Origin of the sequence: Croceivirga sp. JEA036 (genome assembly GCF_011882165.1) — a bacterium.
Classification (GTDB): Bacteria; Bacteroidota; Bacteroidia; order Flavobacteriales; family Flavobacteriaceae; genus Croceivirga.
Genome location: NZ_JAATON010000001.1, coordinates 288,220 through 308,998, shown reverse-complemented (window position 1 = coordinate 308,998; position 20,779 = coordinate 288,220). Strand labels below are relative to the sequence as shown.

General features: G+C 36.5%; 13 protein-coding genes. 9 read left to right on the top strand and 4 right to left on the bottom strand.

What is annotated here, in order from left to right; genetic code table 11:
• Window positions 1-10: 10 nt before the first annotated feature.
• From HCO57_RS01110 to HCO57_RS01095, 4 genes are read right to left on the bottom strand one after another with little or no spacing between them, the layout of a single operon-like run.
• Window positions 11-1,066, bottom strand: a complete 1,056-nt coding sequence (locus tag HCO57_RS01110; RefSeq protein WP_167987457.1) for an FG-GAP repeat protein — start codon at window positions 1,064-1,066, stop codon at window positions 11-13.
• A gap of 1 nt (window position 1,067) precedes the next feature.
• The gene (locus HCO57_RS01105; RefSeq protein ID WP_167987456.1) at window positions 1,068-2,594 is read right to left on the bottom strand and encodes a sulfatase-like hydrolase/transferase; all 1,527 of its coding nucleotides are present in this window, start codon (window positions 2,592-2,594) and stop codon (window positions 1,068-1,070) included.
• Entirely contained in the window at window positions 2,591-4,408 is a 1,818-nt protein-coding gene (locus tag HCO57_RS01100) for an arylsulfatase (RefSeq protein ID WP_167987455.1), read from the bottom strand. Before HCO57_RS01100 ends, HCO57_RS01105 begins: the two co-directional genes overlap by 4 nt.
• A 24-nt stretch (window positions 4,409-4,432) precedes the next feature.
• Window positions 4,433-8,656, bottom strand: a complete 4,224-nt coding sequence (locus tag HCO57_RS01095) for a two-component regulator propeller domain-containing protein (protein WP_167987454.1) — start codon at window positions 8,654-8,656, stop codon at window positions 4,433-4,435.
• 354 nt (window positions 8,657-9,010) lie between these two features.
• Here HCO57_RS01095 and HCO57_RS01090 point away from each other — a divergent pair, with 354 nt between their 5' ends.
• The 9 genes from HCO57_RS01090 to HCO57_RS01050 all read left to right on the top strand — a co-directional run bounded on the left by HCO57_RS01090 (window position 9,011) and on the right by HCO57_RS01050 (window position 20,502).
• Window positions 9,011-10,138 (top strand): formylglycine-generating enzyme family protein, encoded by a 1,128-nt coding sequence (locus HCO57_RS01090; RefSeq protein WP_167987453.1) that lies wholly within the window; start codon window positions 9,011-9,013, stop codon window positions 10,136-10,138.
• A 46-nt stretch (window positions 10,139-10,184) separates the two neighbouring features.
• Window positions 10,185-10,970 (top strand): alpha/beta fold hydrolase, encoded by a 786-nt coding sequence (locus HCO57_RS01085; RefSeq protein WP_167987452.1) that lies wholly within the window; start codon window positions 10,185-10,187, stop codon window positions 10,968-10,970.
• A gap of 207 nt (window positions 10,971-11,177) precedes the next feature.
• Complete coding sequence (locus tag HCO57_RS01080; RefSeq protein WP_209065928.1) at window positions 11,178-12,743, top strand: sugar porter family MFS transporter; 1,566 nt, start codon at window positions 11,178-11,180, stop codon at window positions 12,741-12,743.
• Between the two features lie 8 nt (window positions 12,744-12,751).
• Window positions 12,752-14,713 carry a glycoside hydrolase family 127 protein gene (locus HCO57_RS01075; RefSeq protein ID WP_167987451.1) on the top strand — a complete coding sequence of 654 codons (1,962 nt, stop codon included), beginning with the start codon at window positions 12,752-12,754 and terminating at the stop codon, window positions 14,711-14,713.
• Window positions 14,714-14,815: 102 nt separating this feature from the next.
• A complete protein-coding gene (locus tag HCO57_RS01070; protein ID WP_245167517.1) occupies window positions 14,816-15,721 on the top strand; it encodes an AraC family transcriptional regulator in 906 nt (301 codons plus the stop codon).
• Window positions 15,722-16,312: 591 nt separating this feature from the next.
• Window positions 16,313-17,482: a mandelate racemase/muconate lactonizing enzyme family protein gene (locus HCO57_RS01065; protein ID WP_167987450.1), complete on the top strand. Its 1,170-nt coding sequence runs from the start codon at window positions 16,313-16,315 to the stop codon at window positions 17,480-17,482.
• Window positions 17,445-18,920, top strand: coding sequence for an aldehyde dehydrogenase family protein (locus HCO57_RS01060; RefSeq protein ID WP_317171090.1), 1,476 nt, complete (start codon window positions 17,445-17,447; stop codon window positions 18,918-18,920). Before HCO57_RS01065 ends, HCO57_RS01060 begins: the two co-directional genes overlap by 38 nt.
• Complete coding sequence (locus HCO57_RS01055) at window positions 18,921-19,877, top strand: 2-dehydro-3-deoxygalactonokinase (RefSeq protein WP_167987449.1); 957 nt, start codon at window positions 18,921-18,923, stop codon at window positions 19,875-19,877. It abuts the gene before it with no gap.
• Window positions 19,867-20,502, top strand: coding sequence for a bifunctional 4-hydroxy-2-oxoglutarate aldolase/2-dehydro-3-deoxy-phosphogluconate aldolase (locus tag HCO57_RS01050; RefSeq protein WP_167987448.1), 636 nt, complete (start codon window positions 19,867-19,869; stop codon window positions 20,500-20,502). The genes HCO57_RS01055 and HCO57_RS01050 overlap by 11 nt, the downstream gene beginning before the upstream one ends.
• The last annotated feature ends 277 nt before the right edge of the window (window positions 20,503-20,779 follow it).

Here is a 20,779-nt window from a genome sequence, read left to right as displayed (position 1 = left end):
GGAATTTCCTTTATTTAAATTGAACCTTTTTTATATTTTTAGTTCGTATGATGTATGGCTTGGACTGGGATAAATAACCACTACCCCAGTACTTTTCTTCTTTACGTTCAGCTCCATTAGTTAAATATACCATGGCGCTGTTTGCACTCTTTGGCCAGGATACCAAGCTTACGCCAGTGGCTATATTCGTTTTAAAACCGTGGGTACTTGCACTATTAACTGTTGCTAAATATCCCAATTTGCCTTTATTAGTTTGGTATTGCACTAAGCTTTTAGCATCACCAGGTACATAAAATCCACTCTCTTTAAAAGGCAATTCTTTAAAATCACCTTTACCATCGCCTAATAAAACTAGTCCGTTACTACCATCTATATAGCCAGAAATCACTTCAGTTTGATACATATTACCAGTGAGTAACATATCTAGATTACCATCATGGTTTAAATCGGTAACCTGCATACCGTGAATCATAGAAAATTGAGCAGGTAACGGTAATTTTTTACTATTAAATTCACCATTACCCAAATTCTCTAGATGTACAGAAGAAAAAGTATTGGCTTGCAACACCTGCATGCCTGCGGTATCCAGTACTTGTAACAAATCTTGTATGCTAGATTGCGCAAAGTCATTGTAGCTTTTAAACACCCCTTTTACGCTATTTAATTGAGTGGCAAGCAAATTTCTAGGTGCTATGCTTACTTCTTTATCTTGTATAAATCTAGTAGCAATGGCATCTATACTACTATTACCATCAAAATCTTTAGCATAAATACGCAAAGGTTGTTCTCTTGTAACCTTGTATGCATTATTCTCTCCCAAATTACCTACGATGTAATCGGTATCCCCATCATTATCAAAATCACCAACCCCAACACCAGCCCCTATATAGAGGTACGGAAAAGAAAAGTAATGCACCTCATTTGTTTCCCAAATTTTATTATTGAAGCTTATGTTAGAATGTTCCTTTGAAATTAAACTAAATAATTTTTCTTCTTTTTGTTCCTTACAACCAAGTAATAATAGTAACACCAACCCCCATACATTTTTCCTTAAAAACTGGTACATACTACTTGGCTAAATTAGATTTAAAAGTGGTATAAGTTTCCGTTAAGTCTAAAGTGTCTCCAAGCTCTTTTTGCAATTGTTGCAATTCTTTAAATAGCAAATCTATTTTAGGTTGATGCGCTGCTTCTAAGGCTAAATTTTCCATTTCCTCAGGGTCTGCTTCCATATTAAAAAGTAGCAACTTATTTAACTTAGGATATACTAGTAGTTTAAAGCCATCTTTCCTAATCATCCGCTGTGAGTTGACATAAGAACCATAGATAGCGGGGTAGTTACTAGTAGTTTTTTCCCCTTTAGCTAAAGGCAATACACTATTAAAGAATACTTGGTTGGTATCTTCTACCCCTGCAATAGCCAAAGCTGTTGCCATAGCATCTTGTATATAAATATCTGTAGACACCCTTTTACCTTTAGGCACACCCGGCCCATAAACAATAAAAGGAGCACGAATACTGTGATCATATAAGCTTTGCTTTCCTATTAAACCATGTTTACCGATAGCTAAGCCGTGGTCTGCGGTAAAAACAATAAAGGTATTATTGGGGTCTAAGCTTTCTTCCACTTTCTTCCAAATTTGCCCTATTTGTTGGTCTAAATGTGTAATTAGCGCATAATATTCTTGAATATGCTTTTTGGTTGCATATTCTGTTCTAGGAAAAGGTGCTAAGGCCTCATCCCTTAATTGATAATCGTTGTCCATACCCGCTCTATCTGGGTGTAGCTCTTGCCAACTTTTAGGTAACGTAATATTTTCTAATGGATATTGGTCTAAAAATTCTTGTGGCGCTTGTCTAGGATCGTGCGGTGCATTAAACGCTAAATACATAAATACCGGCTTTTCTTGTTCCTTGGCTACCTCTAAGAACTCAACAGCATCTTGTTTTAACAGCTCACTCCAGTGGGTGCCACCTTCCCAATAACCACCATGTTTTGGGTCTGCAGGATTCCAAAGCGTGTCATTCAGATTTTTAGGTCTGTTGTAGCCTAAGGGCATTACGCTAGCTGGGTCTACATTTTCTGGTAAGCTTTTAAAGGTATTTACCATAGTTGCGTGGTCCCATTGGTCTCCAGGCATACCAGGCTTTTCATTTTTTACATGGTCAAAGACGTTCTGAGTTTTTGCTGTAACGTGCCATTTACCACCCATATAGGTTTCATAACCAGCAGTCTTCATATAATTGCCCCAAGTATGTTCTAAGTCTTGGTCTTTTTTCCAACCCTCATAGCTTTTTTGGGCGTCCCAAACACTACGGCCAGAAATCATCATTGATCTAGAAGCAACACATACCGCACCGTTCCATGCTCCCATGTTATAAGCATGGGTAAAGGTGGTGCCCTCTGCTACCAATCTATCTAAATTTGGCGTAATAATCTCTGAATTTCCTAAAGCATGTATAGCTGAATACGTGTAATCATCTGCAAACAGAAATATAAAGTTAGGTTTACTTTTTTCCTGTGTTGTATCTTTCTCTTTACAGGATATTACCAAAAAAACGATGACTAAAAATAGGACGGACTGCTTTCTCATTTCTTAGTAATATTTATGTAGTACGCGGTAAATTGTGATTGGTTTGGGAGACTAAAATTTGCTGATAATTTATACGTTCCTTGCTTTAATAATCCCGTTACAGTAACATGTGTTTTTGTGACCTCTCCTTTTGCTTTAAAAAGCTCATTACCTACTTGTACCTCAGCGCCTATAATAGCAGGGAGGCCTTTACCTTCTGGTAATCCGTCCCAATTTGTTTGTGCTGGAATTGCTGCAACAGTATCATTCAATGATAAGCCTGATTCTGGCGGATATCGGTATAAATCAAATTGATAAGTTCCAGATTCAGTCACCTTTATCCAGTAGTAACCTTTAGGACTTTGTTTTCCTTTACGTATCAAATCTTGATTCCACGGAATGGGTTGTTCTGTGTGTAAATCGTGTACCGTTAGTAGCACCGAGTCTTGGTTTGGAGCCGTTAATGGAATCTCTGCATAATGCATATCTCCCTCTGTACTTTTCCACCATTCATCATAAAACTTTTGCATGGTTTTTACCTTATCTGGATAATTTGCCGCTATATCATTCTCCTGTGCTAAATCTTCTGATAAGTTGTATAATTCAGTACCATTCACCAAACGCCATTCACCCTGCATAACACAGCTATTCCTATTTTTTTCTGGCCACTGTAAACGTTGTGTATCTACCACAAGCATTCTGTCTTCTTGGTCACCTTGACCCAATAATACAGCAGACATATCCTTACCGTCTAAAGCGTTTTTAGCTTCATAATCCAAATCACACAGACTAGCCAAGGTAGGTAATAGGTCCACGTGAGCTATCAGCTCATTACTAGCGGCCAAGGTTGCATTAGTTATACCTTTGGCTGGCCAAGAGAGAAGAAAAGGAACGCGGTGTCCGCCATCATACTGGCTACCTTTAGTGCCACGCAAGCCCCCATTGTGTCCTGTTCTGTTTTCGTTTTTACCAGAAATACCCGCTGCCGTTCCATTGTCTGTGGTGAATATAAAAATGGTATTATCCCACTGACCATTGGTTTTTAATTGCTTTATGAGTTTACCTAAATTTTCATCTAGATTGGTAATCATCCCATAAAAGCGTTTTTGCCAATCAGTTAAATTGGCATCTTTATATAGTTCTACATACTCTTTTGGCACATTAAATGGTCCATGCGGTGCATTTAAAGCCAAATAAGTAAAGAAAGGTTTATCTTTCTGTTGGCGTATATAATTACTTGTTTCTGCAAACCATACATCCGTGCAGTATCCTTTAAATTTTTCTGGTTTACCATTTCTATAATAGGTGTCGTCTTGGTAATTATTGTTCCAATAATCAGGTGTTTGACCCACTCCACCACCACCGTGATAAAGCGCGTCTGTAAAACCTCTATCCTGTGGTCTATAGGGGTAATTATCTCCCAAATGCCATTTACCAAACATGGCGGTATGGTACCCATTGGCTTTAAAAACATCTGCCAAGGTTTCTTCCTCTTCATTTAAAATTGAACATCCTCCTATAGTGTGCCAAGCATTGTTTCTATTGCTATTTCTACCCGTTAATAATCCTGCTCTACTGGGTGCGCAGGTAGTTCCCACGTGGAAATTGGTCAGTTCTGTTGCTTCTGCAGCCAAAGCATCTAGATTTGGGGTTTTAATCAAGGTATTCCCGTGAAAGCCAACATCTCCGTAACCTTGGTCATCTGTTACAATTAAAATTACATTGGGCTGCGCATTAAGTGTAATATTCGCAGATTCTTTCTTTGTTTTAGACTCTTTACAAGCCATAAAAATTAGAGCCAATAGAAAACTATAGGCATATTGTGGTTTGGTCATTATTTTGCAGTTTGTCTGTTTGGTTTAGTCTTGTATTACCTTTCGCTTTTTTATGTATTCTGATGGTACTACCCCAAATTCTTTTTTAAAGCACTTAGAGAAATAGGATGCTGTATTAAAGCCGGTTCTAAACATAATTTCTTTTACAGAATAATCACTATTATCTAAGAGCTGGATAGCTCTTTTAAGACGAATGTTTCTAATAAATTCACTGGAAGACAAGCCTGTTAGCTCTTTAAACTTTAAGTATAAATTGCTACGACTATGCCCCATTTCTTTCACCAACATTTCTACATTAAAATCAGTATTCATCATGTGTTTTTCTACTACTTCTACCGCCTGCTGTAAAAACTGTTGGTCTAGGGAGGTAACACTCACCTCTGTAGGTTGTAGTGTCAAATCTTGCTGAAAACGTTTATGAACCTCTTGCCTATTTTTTAAAATGTTACTGAGTTTAAGTTCTAAGACCTGAAAATTAAATGGCTTTCTTAGGTAAGCATCTGCGCCATGAGACAACCCCTCTATCTCACTTTCCTGGGATGCTTTTGCCGTGAGCATAACTACAGGAATATGGCTCGTTGTATTTGTGGTTTTAATTTTCTCGCAAAGCTCAATACCACCCATTACTGGCATCACCACGTCTGTAATGATGATGTTTGGCACCACCTTTTTAGCAATTTCAAAAGCACGTTCCCCATTATTAGCTTCAAAAATGGTATAGGTTTTACTAAGTACTTGCTTTATAAATTTTAGAATGTCTGGATTGTCATCTACAATTAAGAGTACAGGATTTTTAGAACGCCCTTTAGATAAACTGTAATCCTCTAGCTCATCATTTAAATCTATAGCCATAGATTCTGATTCTGATGAGCGCACCAAATAATCATTATCTACTACTTCTTTGCAGCTAATATCTGGGGCATTTTCATAAACAGATTTATCTGAAGGTAATTTAACCGTAAAACAAGTACCTCCGTTAGCATTATCTGTCACTTCAATTTTACCCAAGTGCAATTCTATAAGACTTTTAGTAAAAGTTAAGCCAATCCCTATCCCTTTAGAGTTTACCTTTTCGTCTTCTTTTTCGGTATAATATTTTTCGAAAATGACCGACTTCTTTTCATCTGGAATCCCCTTTCCGCTGTCTATCACCTTTATAATAACGTGCTGTTTTGCCAAGGGTCCCATAATAGTTGTATCTCCGGTAGAGGTAGCTATTTCTAGAGTAATTTCTCCTCCATCTGGAGTAAACTTAAAGGCGTTAGACAATAGATTATTAATAATTTTCTCTAAGGCACTATGATCAAACCATGTTTTAGCATAACCTAATTCTGACTTTATATTAAATTTTATCTGCTTTTTGAAAGCTAAAAATTGAAAAGGCTCTGCCACCTCTTTTACAAAGGAAATGACATCTGTATTGCGCACAACCAAAGACATTTTTCCTTGGTTGATTTTTCTAAAATCTAACAATTGATTCACCAATTTTTGCAGATAATTGGTGTTTTTCTCCATTAGTGCATATTGTTCTTTTAAATTTTCATTTTCTATCTGACCAATATTGCCTTGTAAATATTCTAGCGGCGCTTTAATTAGTGTAAGTGGTGTTTTAAACTCATGTGATATATTGGTAAAAAAGTCGAGTTTTACGCGTTGTAATTCGTCATTCTTTTTCTTCTCTAAATGTTCTAATTCTAGTTGATGTTTTTTACTGGTGCTAATCAACGTAAAGCGTAATAAACTCCATAAAAACAATAAAAAGAAAATACCGTAAACTATGTACGCTACCGTTGTTCTATAAATTGGCGGACGTACTTTTACTTTTAAAGTGTAAGGTGTTTGGTCCCAAACACCGTCATTATTGGTAGCTTTTACTTTAAGGGTATACCTGCCTGGTTCTATATTGGTATACGTAGCAAAACGTTTACTAGAATCCGTATAGGTCCAATCTTGATCAAAACCATCCAGCATATAGGCAAACCTATTTTTATCTGGGGCTGCAAAATGAAGTGAAGCAAACTCAAAAGAAAAACTATTTTCACTATAATTTAAAGTCAACTCCTCTGTCTGGGCAATATTACGTTCTAAAAGCACTCTACCATTAACTTCTTCTCCTACAGCGATTTCATTATTAAATAAAGAAAGTTTGGTTACTACTGTTTCCGCAGGAGTATCATTAGGAATGATATTTCTAGGATAAAATGCGTTAAAACCATTTACCCCACCAAAAACAAGTTCCCCATCTTTGCGTTTTACACAAGCTAATTCTTGAAACTCACTGTCTTGCAAACCATCTGCGACATCAAAATTTTTAAATTCGTCTGTTTCTGTATCTAAACGAGAGAGCCCTTTATTGGTAGAAATCCAAAGATATCCTTGATCATCTTCTAATATGCCTTTAATTACATTATTAGGTAAACCATCTGCCGTGCCGTATCTTTTAAAATTAATTGCACCGGTTTTAGAATCCGTAGTTATCTTGTTTAAACCACCGCCAAAGGTACCTACCCACATATTACCACGTTTACTCTCGTACATAGCTAAAATATAATTGTGACTAAGACTTTCTGCCACACCTTTTTGGTGCTTATAGACTTTAAACGTTGGCTCTTCTTTGTACCTTTCTGTTACTGGTAGCATGCACAAACCATCGCCAGTAGCAATCCATATGTTGGCCTTACTATCTTCGTAAATGTTCCTGACAATGTTATTAGAAATACCATTTGGCTTGTTAGGCTTCCATTTAAATTGCTTTTTGGTAAACGTTCCATCTTCATTGAGCATCCAGCGGTACAAACCCCCAGAGTAAGTACCAATCCAAAGGTTGTTCTGAGAATCTTTTAAAAGACTAAAAACACTATGGTCTATGCCTTTCCATTCTTTCCCCAATACAGCTGTATTGTTTGGATTGGTAATATCTAAAGCATACAAATAACTATTACTTTGGCCACCGATAAGCAAGTACTTTTTATCTTTAATGCTTAGTTCTTCTAGCGCAAAGACCTTTCGCAACATATTGTAGGTCTTAAAATCACTATACTTGCCATGAGAATTTAAAGCTCTGTTTAAACCTCCACCCTCTGTACCTACCCAAAGAGTACCATTACTATCTTCAAAAAGGGAACGTATTTTATCGTAACTAAGGCTATTGGCATCTAGATTCTTTTTAACGTGTTTAAATTGTTTACGGTTAGGGTCGAACTTGTTTACTCCGCCGCCATTGGTCCCTACCCATAAAATTCCTGTATTATCAATATCCAGAGCGGTAACAATATTTTTGCTTAAACTGTTTGGATTTTCTGGGCGGTACTGAAAAACATCTACTATTTGGGGCACCTCTAAATCAGGAGCATTATCAAAATATAACAACCCATTATCTGTACCAGCCCATATATGGTTAGCATTATCTAAAATGATATCCATAACACTGGCATCGTGGATTTTGGTAAACGAATTATTACCTTCGTTTAATTGAATATACAACCCCGTATTGGTTCCTACTAACAACCGATTAAATTGGTCCTCGCCTATAGCTCCTATGGTGCTAGACACATTTGCTTCTTTAAAATCCCTTTGAAAATAATACTGTCCATCCGTGCCTACTTTCAGTCTAAATAATCCAAAAGCAGCAATTAGTAATTCACCCTTATTCGTTTCATATACATCATTAATAATTCCACCCGGCCAATTTTGTAACGTATCTTGAAAAATGTATTTAAAGCTTAAAAATTGTGGTTTTTCTAGGGACTGATTTAAATCGAGCATATTCATCCCATCCTTGGTGGCAATCCAAAGTCTGTTTTTACTATCCTTGTGTAAAGAAGAAATGTAATTATTAGCAAGACTATTTGGGTCTTCTTGATTGTATTTAAACTGCCTAAATGTTTCTTTTTCTCTGTCATAATACAACAAACCATCTCCAGTAGTTCCAATCCAAAGATTGCCTTTATCATCCCCTGTAATGTCAAAAATTAAGTTACTGCTAATGGTATTGTTTTTCTGCTCTGGTTTGTACACTGTAAAAGAATACCCATCGTACTTATTTAGACCATCGTGTGTTCCGAACCACATGTAACCGTAAGCATCTTGGTAAATACAATTTACATCGCTTTGCGATAAACCTTTACCTGTACCTATATGATCAAAGTAATACGTTTCTTGTGCGTTCCCAGCAAAAGAAAATACCAACATTAATACACCAACACCAATTCCTTTAAACTGCCTAATTACTTTATCAAGAACTTTCATTTTATTCTGCTAATTTGTCAATAAGTTAAGACTACCCTACAGCCGTAATTTGTCTTAGCACTTAAATCTTTTTAAAGATCATTTAAGCTAGTAAAACAGCATACACTATATGTTTTAAAAGATATAAGATATGGTTTTATTGCCAAACCCTTTTCTTACACCTACCTAAATTCGTGCACATGCAACAAATACACAATAATCTAAATTTCAAGTATTTAACTTAAAAAAACAAGAGCAACAGGTACCAAAACACCACATAATAAATGTGTTTTTTACAGTTTTTAACTAGCAAGTATGAGTGCTTTGTTATAACTTGACGCTTTTAATAAAACACAGACAAACTGCCATTTTTTTATGACGCTTTCTACAAAAAACCTCCTTATCAAAACAGTGCTTTTAAGCTTTATTTTTAGTCTCTTTTTTACAGCTTGTAAAGAAAAGAAAATAGCTAAAGACACACCCCAAGCTCAAACAAAAGCTCAAGTAGAAACTCCAAAGATTTTAATAAAAAAACCAGCAACTGTAGAAACTCCAGAAGGAATGGTGTGGATTCCAGGGGGTACGTTTAATCAAGGAGCGTTAGAAGGGGATACAATGGCCATGAATCATGAAAAACCTAGACACCAAGTTACGGTAGATGGCTTCTTTATGGACATACATGAAGTTACCAATGCCCAGTTTAGAGAATTTGTAACAGCCACGGGGTATGTAACGGTTGCGGAACGTAAAATTGATTGGGAAGAAATGAAACAACAATTACCACCAAATACGCCCAAACCCCATGATAGCATTTTGCAGCCTGGCGCTTTAATTTTTAAAAAAACGAAGTCTTCCGTGCCTAATTTATACGATTATTCTCAGTGGTGGGAATGGAAAATTGGCGCCAATTGGAAACACCCTAACGGTCCTGACAGCACTATTGAAGGTAAAGACAACGAACCTGTTGTGCAAGTAGCTTATGAGGACGCTTTAGCGTATTGTGAGTGGGCAGGTAAACGCTTACCAACCGAGGCTGAGTGGGAATACGCTGCACGTGCTCAAAAAGAAAACGCCATTTTTTTCTGGGGAAATGACCACAGTCAACTAAATAAATACGCAAATACTTGGGAGGGTGAATTCCCTAAAGTAAATAATAAGGAAGATGGGTATGAAAGACGCGCTCCAGTGATGAGCTATCCAAAAAATAACTTTGGTTTGTATGATATGGCGGGCAATGTATGGGAATGGACCACAGATTGGTACAATATTAACTACTACAAAGAACTTGCAAATAAGGGTACCATCCACAATCCTCAAGGGCCTACGGCGGCCTATAATCCAAACAACCCTATGATTCATGAAAAAGTAATTAAAGGTGGTTCTTTTCTTTGTAGTGACAGTTATTGTGCCAGCTACCGTATTAGTGCCCGTATGGCTACAAGTATGGATTCTGGAGCTGAGCATGTTGGCTTTAGAGCTATAAAAGATATTCCCCTAGAGTAGTACGTAATATTTTGTAAATACTGGTTGCGTTTAGTAGCTTAGCTGCATGCCATCTAAGTATTTTCCTCCAAACTCTAATTTCTATTTATCCTATACATACCAGTATGAAAGTAACCAAAAGTATACGCTAGTTTTTTTACATGATTCCCTAGGATGTATTAGTTTATGGCGGGATTTTCCGGCGCAGTTAAGCCAAAAGAATGGCATGAATGCTTTGATATATGACCGGGCTGGCTATGGCACAGCAGCTAAAGTACCCCAATTAGCAGAAAGAGGCGGTAATTATCATGAGGTAGAAGCAGACCTTCTAATACCATTCTTAAAACATCTAAATATTGAAAATCCCATTTTATTTGGTCATAGTGATGGCGCAACCATTGCATTAATAGCAGCAGGCAAACATCCTAACTACATAAAAGGATGTATTGTAGAAGGTGCTCATTCTTTTGTTGAAGAAATCACGTTAAAAGGTATTATCCAGGCTAAAAGTGCGTATACTAAGAAGGATGTATTGCACCAAAAATTAACCAAGTACCATGGAGACAAAGTACATCAGCTATTTATGGCATGGACAGAAACATGGTTAGAGCCAAGTTTTAAATCTTGGAATATCTTTTCTTTTTTAACTCAAATTACGTGCCCTGTTTTTGTACTACAGGGAGAGCTAGACGAATTTGGTACCTTAGAACAAGTGCACGTTATTCTAGACAAAGTTAAAGGTGAAAAACAGGAATTGATTTTAAGAGATACAGGACATTCCCCTCATAAAGAACATCCTGAGATAGTGTACAAAGGAGTAAGTCAGTTTTTAGCAGATTATTTTGGACAATAACGCTATCCTTAAAATAGATTGCTATTCGCAATCTAAATTATCAACTCTTTTTAGTTACTGCTAATTCAAGGTATATAAGTACATATTATTCCACTAATTTCAACAAAATTCTATAATTAGGGGTAAAATATGCCTAGCTTAAGCCTATATACGTTAAATGCAATTTATTTACAATAATTTAATTTGCACTATCCACAACTAATAAACATGCCAAAACAAACTAACGCATACAAATATTCGTTTATAGTAGCCATTGGCGGGCTCATCTTTGGTTTAGATGCGGCCCTTATTTCTGGCACTATTAACTTTATTACTAAAGAATTTGCTCTTAGTGACATACAATTGGGAACAGCCGTTAGTGCTCCCGCATTAGGTGTATTATTAGCACTACCCTTTGCTGGTTACGCTTGTGATAAATTTGGTCGTAAAAAAACATTAATTATCGTAGCTTTTCTCTATTTATTTTCTGCTATTTTTTCTGCATTAGCTCCTAATTACTTTACGCTGGTGGCCGCACGTTTTATTGGAGGTCTGGCGTTTAGTTCCATTTCTTTAGCCTCTATGTACATTGGAGAAATTGCACCTCCTAAACTCAGAGGCAAATTAGTGTCTATGACACAAATTAATATTGTAATAGGTCTATCTGCAGCGTATTTTATAAACTATTTAATTTTAGACTGGTCTACAGCGACTAGTGGATGGGCAGTAGATTATGGCTTAACCACCAACGTTTGGCGCTGGATGTTAGGCTCAGAAATAATTCCGGCACTTATTTGGTTTCTATTGCTGTTTACCATTCCTGAAAGTCCATCTTGGTACCTGCTAAAAAACAGGAAAGAGGAAGCCACTAAAGTGCTTACTAACCTAATGCCGTTAACAGAGATTCCTAAATACGTCAATGAGAATCTAGAACGCATCCATTCCAAGACAAAAGAACTTAGTATTGTAGAACAGTTAAAAGGTGTTTTCACAAAGCGAATGCGTGTCATTTTAATCATTGCTACTACCATTGCCATTGCACAACAAGCCACTGGTATTAATGCTATTCTTTTTTATGCCCCAACGGTTTTTGAACAATTGGGATTAGGTACAGATGCGGCATTTGCACAAGCCATCTGGATTGGTCTCGTAAGTATAGTGTTTACTATTCTTGCCATTCTTTTAGTAGACAGACTTGGACGTAGACCTATGATTATAGCAGGTATGTTATGGATTGTAGCCAGCTTAGTACTTTGTTGGTATGGTTTTTCTCTGGCGGAATATAGCCTAACTCCAGAGGCTTTAATTGCACTAAAAGATGTGCCAAATATTGAACAATTAAATAATCTGGTAGGCGTGGTGTATGATAGTGATTTGGCATTTAAAAATGCGTTGGCAGAAAACCTAGGTGAGGCCACCGCAAGGGATTACGCCGGTGTTTTTTTAGAAAAATGTACCACCCTTAACGCCACGCTTATTTTAGTAGGACTATTAAGTTTTATAGGAGCATTTCATTTTTCCGTGGGACCCCTTATGTGGGTTCTTTTCTCGGAGATTTTCCCTGTATCTATACGTGGAATTGCCATCCCCTTTTTCACCATCATTACAAGTTTAACCAATTGGCTAGTACAGCAATTTTTTCCTTGGCAACTAAATAATATGGGGGTTGGCGCCATCTTTCTATTCTACGCAAGTATAGTGGCTATTGGACTTATTATTTTAAGCATATACCTTAAAGAAACTAAAGGGTTAACCATAGAAGAAATACAAAAAACATTACAAGGCAATAAATAGTTTATATCATGATTACGGACGCACCTGTACAAAAACATACCAAACTAGAGAAAATAAATGTAGGCGATTGCCATTGGACCAGAGGTTTCTGGGCAGAAATATTCGCAAAAGCAGAAAAAACAATGCTACCATACATGGGCGACCTGCTCTGCGGAGATGTTGGTCATGCACTCAATAATTTTAAAATTGCTGCCGGACTGAAAACAGGAGAACACAAAGGGATGTTTTGGCATGATGGTGATTTCTATAAGTTTATGGAGGCCAAAACCTACATCTATGGCTACACCAAAGACCAAGGTGTTTTAGCAGAACTAGATGAGTATATAGATATTATTGCAAAGGCTCAAGAACCAGATGGTTACTTGCAAACACAAATACAACTAAGACCAGAGGTTGATAGGTATGAAAATAGAAAGTATCATGAAATGTACAATACTGGACATTTTTTGATTAGCGCCTGTGCTCACTACCAAATAACCGGTAAACGAAACTTTTTACAACTAGCCATAAAACATGCAGATTTACTGTACACTATTTTTATGCCAGACACCAAGCATTATGGGCGATTTGGATTTAACCAAACGCAGATTATGGGCTTGGTAGAACTTTTCCGTATTACCAAAGATGATAAGTATCTTAAACTAGCAGAAAAGTTTATTAATAATCGTGGTAAGTTCAAGGTAGAACATCATAGTACTACAGAAGGCTATCCTATTGGAGATATGGTGCAAGAACGTACTCCGTTTAGAGAATCAGAAGAAGCCGTTGGTCACGCAGTTTTGGCATTGTATTACTACGCGGGCGCTGCTGATGTATATTCAGAAACAGGAGAACAAGCGCTAATAGAGGCTCTAGACCGGTTATGGGATAATGTGACTACAAAAAAAATGTACGTCACCGGAGCCGTGGGCCAAGCACACTACGGAGCATCTACTAATTTAGATATGATTGAAGAAGGTTTTATAGATGCCTTTATGATGCCTAACATGACGGCCTATAACGAAACATGCGCTAATCTTTGTAATGCTATGTTTAGTTACCGCATGCTAAACATACATGCAGAAGCTAAGTATGCAGATATTATTGAATTGGTGATGTACAATAGTGGCCTATCCGGAATCAGTGTAGAAGGTAAAGACTATTTTTATGCTAATCCCTTACGAATGGTCAACAATTCCAGAGTATATGGTGCGCATGAAAGTTCTACAGAAACCCCTAATAGAGAACCGTATCTAGAATGCTTTTGTTGTCCACCTAATTTAGTGCGCACCATCTCTAAGCTTTCGGGTTGGGCGTATAGTGTTTCTGAAAACGGAATTACAGTTAATCTATACGGAGAAAACCAGTTACATACCCAATTGACGGATGGAAGCTCCATCAAACTAAAACAAGAAACCAATTATCCTTGGGAAGGTAGCATCAAATTAACCATAGAAGAATGTAAAGCTGAGGCGTTCGATATTCAATTGAGAATTCCTAGCTGGGCAGAAGATGCCAAAGTTTATATAGACGGAGAAACCGTAAACGATGCCATTAAACCCAATACCTATTTAGCTATCAATAAAAATTGGAAACAAGGAGATACCATCATTTTAGAATTACCACTGGAAACTAAATTCATCGAAGGTCATCCAAGAATTGAAGAGGTACGTAACCATGTAGCCATAAAAAGAGGACCTATTGTGTATTGCGTAGAAACTCCTGATTTACCCAAAGATACAAGCATACTAGATGTTTATTTAGCCTCTAATGCCCCCTTAAATCCTGTACATAAACCAGATTTTTTAGGCGGAACAACAGTAATAGAAACAGAGTTGTTACTACGTAATAATCCTATAAAAGATATTTATGGTAATACCACCAAACCCACTTTTGAAAAAATTGAGAGTCAATTAGTGCCTTATTACGCTTGGAGCAACAGAGGCATGGCAGAGATGACCGTCTTTTTACCAATGCTTTGGCAACTGTAAGATAATTAAGATTCAATATTAAACAATATTACCACGCCAGTACTATATACACATATAATGAAGCCTTATATTCCCTTTTTAGATATTTTATTGTAACTTGTTATGAAAGTATCTAAAGGTAATATGCGGCTTACATACAAACAGACGGAGAAAAATCCTGGTCGTAGTTTTATGGCTAGGCAAGATACCATGCCTTGTATTGAACAAGATTGGCACTATCATAAAGAGCTAGAGCTTATTTATTTTATGAAGAGTACAGGCACTCGTTACGTAGGTAATTCTATAGGCAATTTTGGTCCTGGAGAACTTTACTTAATAGGCAGCAACGTTCCTCACCTTTTCCGTAATCATAAAGAATATTATGCAGCCGAAGGTTCAGATGAAGGGGTAGATTTAATTGTGGTTAAATTTGAGCGTGATTTTTTAGGTGATAACTTTTTAAACCTAACAGAATCTAACCGAATACAACTATTATTTGATCAAGCTAACAAAGGTTTAAAGTTTAGCAAAGCAGTATCTTACTTAGTACATAGCCACATGGTAGGGTTGGTTAACAGCCAAGGTTTATCCAGTATTATTGGCATTTTACGTATTCTTGATATACTTTCTATAAGCGAAAATTATCAAGTACTATGCGAAGAAGAAATCAACACCACCTTTCGAAAAGACGAAAAAGAACGCATGGCAAAAATTATCTCGTATTTAAACGAGAATTTCCATAATAAAATAGAGCTACAAGAAGTGTCTGATTTGGCAAATATGACCCCAAATGCGTTTTGTCGCTATTTTAAAAAACGTACACGCAAGTCTTTTTCTCAGTTTTTAAATGAGATTAGAATAAGACACGCATGTAAACTTTTAATAGAAGGTAAACATCAAATTGCCACTGTATGCTACCAATCTGGTTTTAATACACTCACCAACTTTAATAGGCAATTTAAGAGCCTGATGAACATTACGCCTTCTGAGTATATGAAAAAGTATGAAACACCAATTGCCGTGGAATAACTTAGCTTTGATAGAATAATGCTATAATCCACAGCCATTTATTACTACATTACCACAAAGTCTAAATTTTTTAAAGTTTAAGTTGATTTATTGAGTGATTAATTAGTGCTATACTTCCTGTATAACTGTATTTTCACCGTATCATTTTTCTCATATTACATAGCATCAAAAGTCATATTTAAACAAGATAAAATTGTGCCAACATATGCTACAATTAACCTAATACACCTGTAACAACGGTATTATATTTGCTTAACTAACAGCATATTCAGTTTTCGGTTAGAGTTAGTTTTAGTTTAGTCCAAAACGGTAAAATTACTTTTGCCGTTTTTTTTATACCTTTTTCTGACAACTTGTAATCTGTCTAGAACAAATACTTTTCTATCCAAATAAACAATTAAAAATATCTTTTTACATAAATAAGGTAATTTAGTGTAAGTTTTGGTTAACTAATAAGTGATTACCCCCAACGGATTACTGTTAATTTGTCTAACTAACAGGGAGTAGTTTTATACTCCTAAAAGCCTACAAGCCTATGGTTCTTTCTCTAAGCTTTTAAAGATGAGCCCGTGTAGCGCAAAAGCACAAAACATGAAGATAGTATCTATAGAAAGTTATGTCCTTACCGATAAGCTTAAAGAAAGCTTCTATTTCTCGCAATGGGGATATTCTGAAAGAAAAATATGTATTGTAAAAATTACAAGTGATTCTGGTCATATTGGTTGGGGAGAAGGCTATGGCCCTGCTGGAGTTATAAAAGCAGGGATAGAACATATTACCCCCTTTATCCTAGGTCAAAATCCATTAGAAACAGAAACCATTTGGGGTATTATGTACCGCAGAACTTTAGATTTTGCGAGACGTGGTGTACTAATGTCTGCTGTCAGTGCTATTGATGTAGCCCTGTGGGATTTAAAAGGTAAAGTATTAAACCTTCCTGTTTATCAATTGTTAGGTGGTAAAAAACGAGAATACATTTTACCCTACGCTACTGGGTTGTATTTTGCTAATGGCAATGGAGAAAATCTAAGTAAAGAGTTAGCGGAAGAAGCCGCGTCTTACGTAGCACTTGGGTACAAAGCAATGAAGATGAAGGTTGGTTTAGGTATTGATAAAGACATAGCCTATGTTAAATGTATTAGAGAAGCAATTGGCCCAGATGTAAAGTTAATGATAGACGCTAACCATGCCTACAACTTAAGAGAAGCTATAAGTTTAGCCAAAGCTGTAGAAGAATATGATATTTCTTGGTTTGAAGAGCCAATTTCTCCTGAATATTACGACCAATATGCAGAGCTGCGTAATAAGACCTCTATACCAATTGCGGGTGGGGAATGCGAATATTTGCGCTTTGGCTTTCAAACCTTATTAAAATCTAATTCTGTGGATATTGTACAACCAGATATTTGTGCTACTGGTGGATTAACAGAAGCAAAACGAATAGCTACATTGGCCTCTGTTTATGGTGTAGAATTAGTTCCGCATACCTGGGGCACTGGTATTGCTATTGCCGCAGCAGCCCATTTTATCACCAACTTAGACACTATTCCAGGTCGTTTAAATTCTGCCGAATGTATGATGGAGCATGACCGCACAGAGAATGGATTAAGAGACCAGTTAACTAGTACTAATATGACCATAAAAAATGGATATTTAGAACTTACAGATGAACCGGGATTAGGAATATTTATTAATGAAGATGCTTTAATAAAATTTAGTAGTTGTGATAAAGGAAAAAGAACAATTGACACTATCAGATAGTATGCACTTTGGTAAAAAAAATCTCTATATAAATGGCGAGTTAATACCTGCCAGTGACCAAAATTATTTTAGCCTTATCTGTCCAGGCACGGAAGAAGAAACGGCAGAAATAGCATGGGCGACTAAAAAAGACACAGAAAAAGCTCTCTTGGCCGCAGAAGAAGGCTTTAAAATGTGGTCACAGACCCCCGTGGAAGAACGCTTAGAGTGGATTGCTAAGCTTAGTTCAAAATTATTTGAGTACGAAGATTTGCTTAGAACTTCCATTATGCACGAGATGGGAAAAGTATGGGAAGGCACTGCAGAGGACTTTAAAAGCATTACTGATTCTTTAGCTTTTTATTCTGAAGAAATAAAAGACAGGCAAGATATTCCAATTACAGATAAAGAAGGTACGCACACCCATCATATTAAACAGCAACCTATAGGTGTAGTTGTAGCATTTTTGGCGTACAACTTTCCATTATTAAACCTAGGTTTTAAATTAGGACCTGCTATTGCTGCTGGATGTTCAATCATTTTAAAACCTTCAGAATTTTCGCCTTTATCAGCTTACATTCTAGGAGAAATTCTACATGAAATTGATTTTCCTAAAGGAGTTATAAACATAATTTGTGGTGATGTAGTAAATGTAGGTATACCACTTTGCGAGAGTAAAATCCCTAGATTAATTACAATGATTGGCTCTACAGAAACTGCTCAAAAACTAATACAACAAAGCAGTAAAACCTCTATTAAAAGATATAGCATGGAATGCGGTGGTAACGCACCATTTATAGTCTTTGATGATGCAGATGTAGACAAGGCGGCCACTATTGGAGCTGCGCTAAAGATTGGTAATACAGGCCAAATTTGTGTAGCAGCCAACAGATATTATGTACATGAAGCTGTTTTGCAGCAATTTTTAGATAAAATGAAATCGCACTTTGTTGCAGCTACCTTAGGTTTTGGCAGAGATGGCAACCCCAGTATGGGACCATTGGCCAATGTTGCCTCCGTAATAAAAGTCAAAGGGATTGTTGATAAAGCTTTAAACCAAGGAGGTCAACTACTTTTTGGCGGTAAAGCTCCAGACAGAAAGGGGTACTTTTTTGAACCCACGCTAATTCTACTACCAGATGCAAATCTTCCTATTCTACAAGAAGAAGTTTTTGGTCCTGTTGCAATGGTAGTACCTTTTAAAACGAAAGAACAGGTTTTAGAGTGGGCTAACGACTCAGATGCAGGTCTTGCTTCTTATGTATTTTCGCAAAACAATGATATCTTAGCTTTCTTTGCCGAGCATTTGGAATTTGGCGAAGTACAACTAAATGGCATTAAATACGATATTTACCTACCCCATGGCGGTGTTAAAAATAGTGGTATAGGTGTTGATTGTAGTTCCTATGCTATGGATGACTACCTTACCAAGAAAAGGGTAACATTGGAAAAAAGTTAAATGGCAAACACAACAGTGTTCTTAAGTTGCGATTGGGGAACTTCTAATTTTAGACTACGCAAAGTAGCTATTGACAATTTGGAAGTTTTAGCAACGCATAAAACAAATAAAGGAATAAAGGAGCTTTATATGGATTATAAAGCTTCTTCTTTTGGTGACCAAACCCATTATTTTCTAAACTACCTAAAAGAGCAAATTACTTTTCTAGAATTAAATCCTAAAGAAAAGTATACCATGGTAGTTTCTGGCATGGCCACAGCCAATATAGGACTTAAAGAACTACCCTATGGCACTATGCCAATTGCTGAAAATAGTAACACCTTTGTAGTAGAGAAAATAGATTTAACTCCTACTATTACTATTTTGCTTACCTCTGGTTTAGAAGATCAAGAAGGCGTGATGAGAGGGGAAGAAACACAAGCCCTTGGTTTACTACCCATACTTGCACCTTATGGAGATGGTACGTTATTATTACCAGGTACCCATAGTAAGCATTTATGTTATAAAAAGGGAATCTTTACGAGTTTTAAAAGTTATATGACGGGAGAGTTGTTTCAGTTACTTTCTCAACAAAGTATTCTAAGCAATAACGTTAGCAACACTTCTTGGGATAAAAAAATGCTAGAAATATTTATAAATGGCGTTTTCATAGGGTTAGATAAAATGCTGACCTCGCAACTTTTTAGTATCCGATCTAAACAGTTACAAGGTAAAATTGATAAAGCAGATAACTTCTACAAACTAAGTGGAATGCTTATTGGAGACGAATTAAGCTATTTAAAAGAAAACAATAGTGGTAAGGTTTTTTTAGCGTCAGACGAACCCTTTTATACGTTGTACGCAGTGGCCTTACAGCAGGTTTTAGAAAAAGAAACTTTAGTACTACTAGATAAAAAAACACTTGAAAAAGCCTTCCTAAAAGGGCAACAACAGATTTTAAACACCTATGGACAATAGCAGATTTTCTACTCAAAAATTTGAAGCCACACCTATAGTAGGTATCTTAAGAGGACTAGATTTAGAGGCAACATTAAACATTGCTGAGGCTTTTAGCAAAGCTGGTTTAACTACCTTAGAAATTACTATGAACTCTCCTAATATTGAAACGGTTTTACCAGAGGTAGTACGTCTATTTCCTGAGCTAAACATTGGTGCTGGCACGGTTTGTTCCCAAGAGGAATTAGATAAAGCCATAGACCTGGGTTCTCAATTTATTGTAACCCCCATAATTGATGTGGATGTCATTAAAAATTGCGTAAAAAAAGAAATTCCAATTTTTCCGGGCGCCTATACTCCAACAGAAATCTATACCGCATGGTCCCTAGGTGCAACTGCTGTAAAAGTATTTCCTGCTACACAGTTAGGAACTACGTATATTAAAGATGTTTTGGCTCCGTTAAACACCATTAAACTACTACCTACTGGGGGGGTCTCTTTAGACAATATTTCTAGCTTTTTTGCCGCGGGTGCTTACGGTGTAGGTATGGGTAGTTCCCTAATAGACAAAAAAATGGTAGCATCAAAAGACTACCAAAGCTTAGAATCACATTTTAAGTCTATTAAAAAAGCTGCTTCAGTTTAAAACAGATTCGCATTCCCGCCCATATCTCTAAATAAGCTTATCTAAACCTAGATAACTGATAGTTTTTACTAGCGTTTACACACATCACATCCTTTACTAACTCTTTTTTAACCTGTTGTACAAATTGCGGTTAATATAATGTTAAAGCTTGGTAAATTTTAAGAATAGTTTTACCCCTCTCCATACTTCTTTTGTAAAAGAACTTTCAAATTGACAAAAACTGCATTTGATAATTTCATTATTAACAATAGGCAGTTATAAAATTGAGAAATAGTCA

Coding starts and splice junctions, on each gene's coding strand:
- HCO57_RS01075 (WP_167987451.1), top strand. CDS start 12,752: ATGATTACGGACGCACCTGTACAAAAACATACCAAACTAGAGAAAATA.
- HCO57_RS01070 (WP_245167517.1), top strand. CDS start 14,816: ATGAAAGTATCTAAAGGTAATATGCGGCTTACATACAAACAGACGGAG.
- HCO57_RS01095 (WP_167987454.1), bottom strand. CDS start 8,656: ATGAAAGTTCTTGATAAAGTAATTAGGCAGTTTAAAGGAATTGGTGTT.
- HCO57_RS01080 (WP_209065928.1), top strand. CDS start 11,178: ATGCCAAAACAAACTAACGCATACAAATATTCGTTTATAGTAGCCATT.
- HCO57_RS01055 (WP_167987449.1), top strand. CDS start 18,921: ATGGCAAACACAACAGTGTTCTTAAGTTGCGATTGGGGAACTTCTAAT.
- HCO57_RS01110 (WP_167987457.1), bottom strand. CDS start 1,066: ATGTACCAGTTTTTAAGGAAAAATGTATGGGGGTTGGTGTTACTATTA.
- HCO57_RS01105 (WP_167987456.1), bottom strand. CDS start 2,594: ATGAGAAAGCAGTCCGTCCTATTTTTAGTCATCGTTTTTTTGGTAATA.
- HCO57_RS01050 (WP_167987448.1), top strand. CDS start 19,867: ATGGACAATAGCAGATTTTCTACTCAAAAATTTGAAGCCACACCTATA.
- HCO57_RS01065 (WP_167987450.1), top strand. CDS start 16,313: ATGAAGATAGTATCTATAGAAAGTTATGTCCTTACCGATAAGCTTAAA.
- HCO57_RS01100 (WP_167987455.1), bottom strand. CDS start 4,408: ATGACCAAACCACAATATGCCTATAGTTTTCTATTGGCTCTAATTTTT.
- HCO57_RS01085 (WP_167987452.1), top strand. CDS start 10,185: ATGCCATCTAAGTATTTTCCTCCAAACTCTAATTTCTATTTATCCTAT.
- HCO57_RS01090 (WP_167987453.1), top strand. CDS start 9,011: ATGACGCTTTCTACAAAAAACCTCCTTATCAAAACAGTGCTTTTAAGC.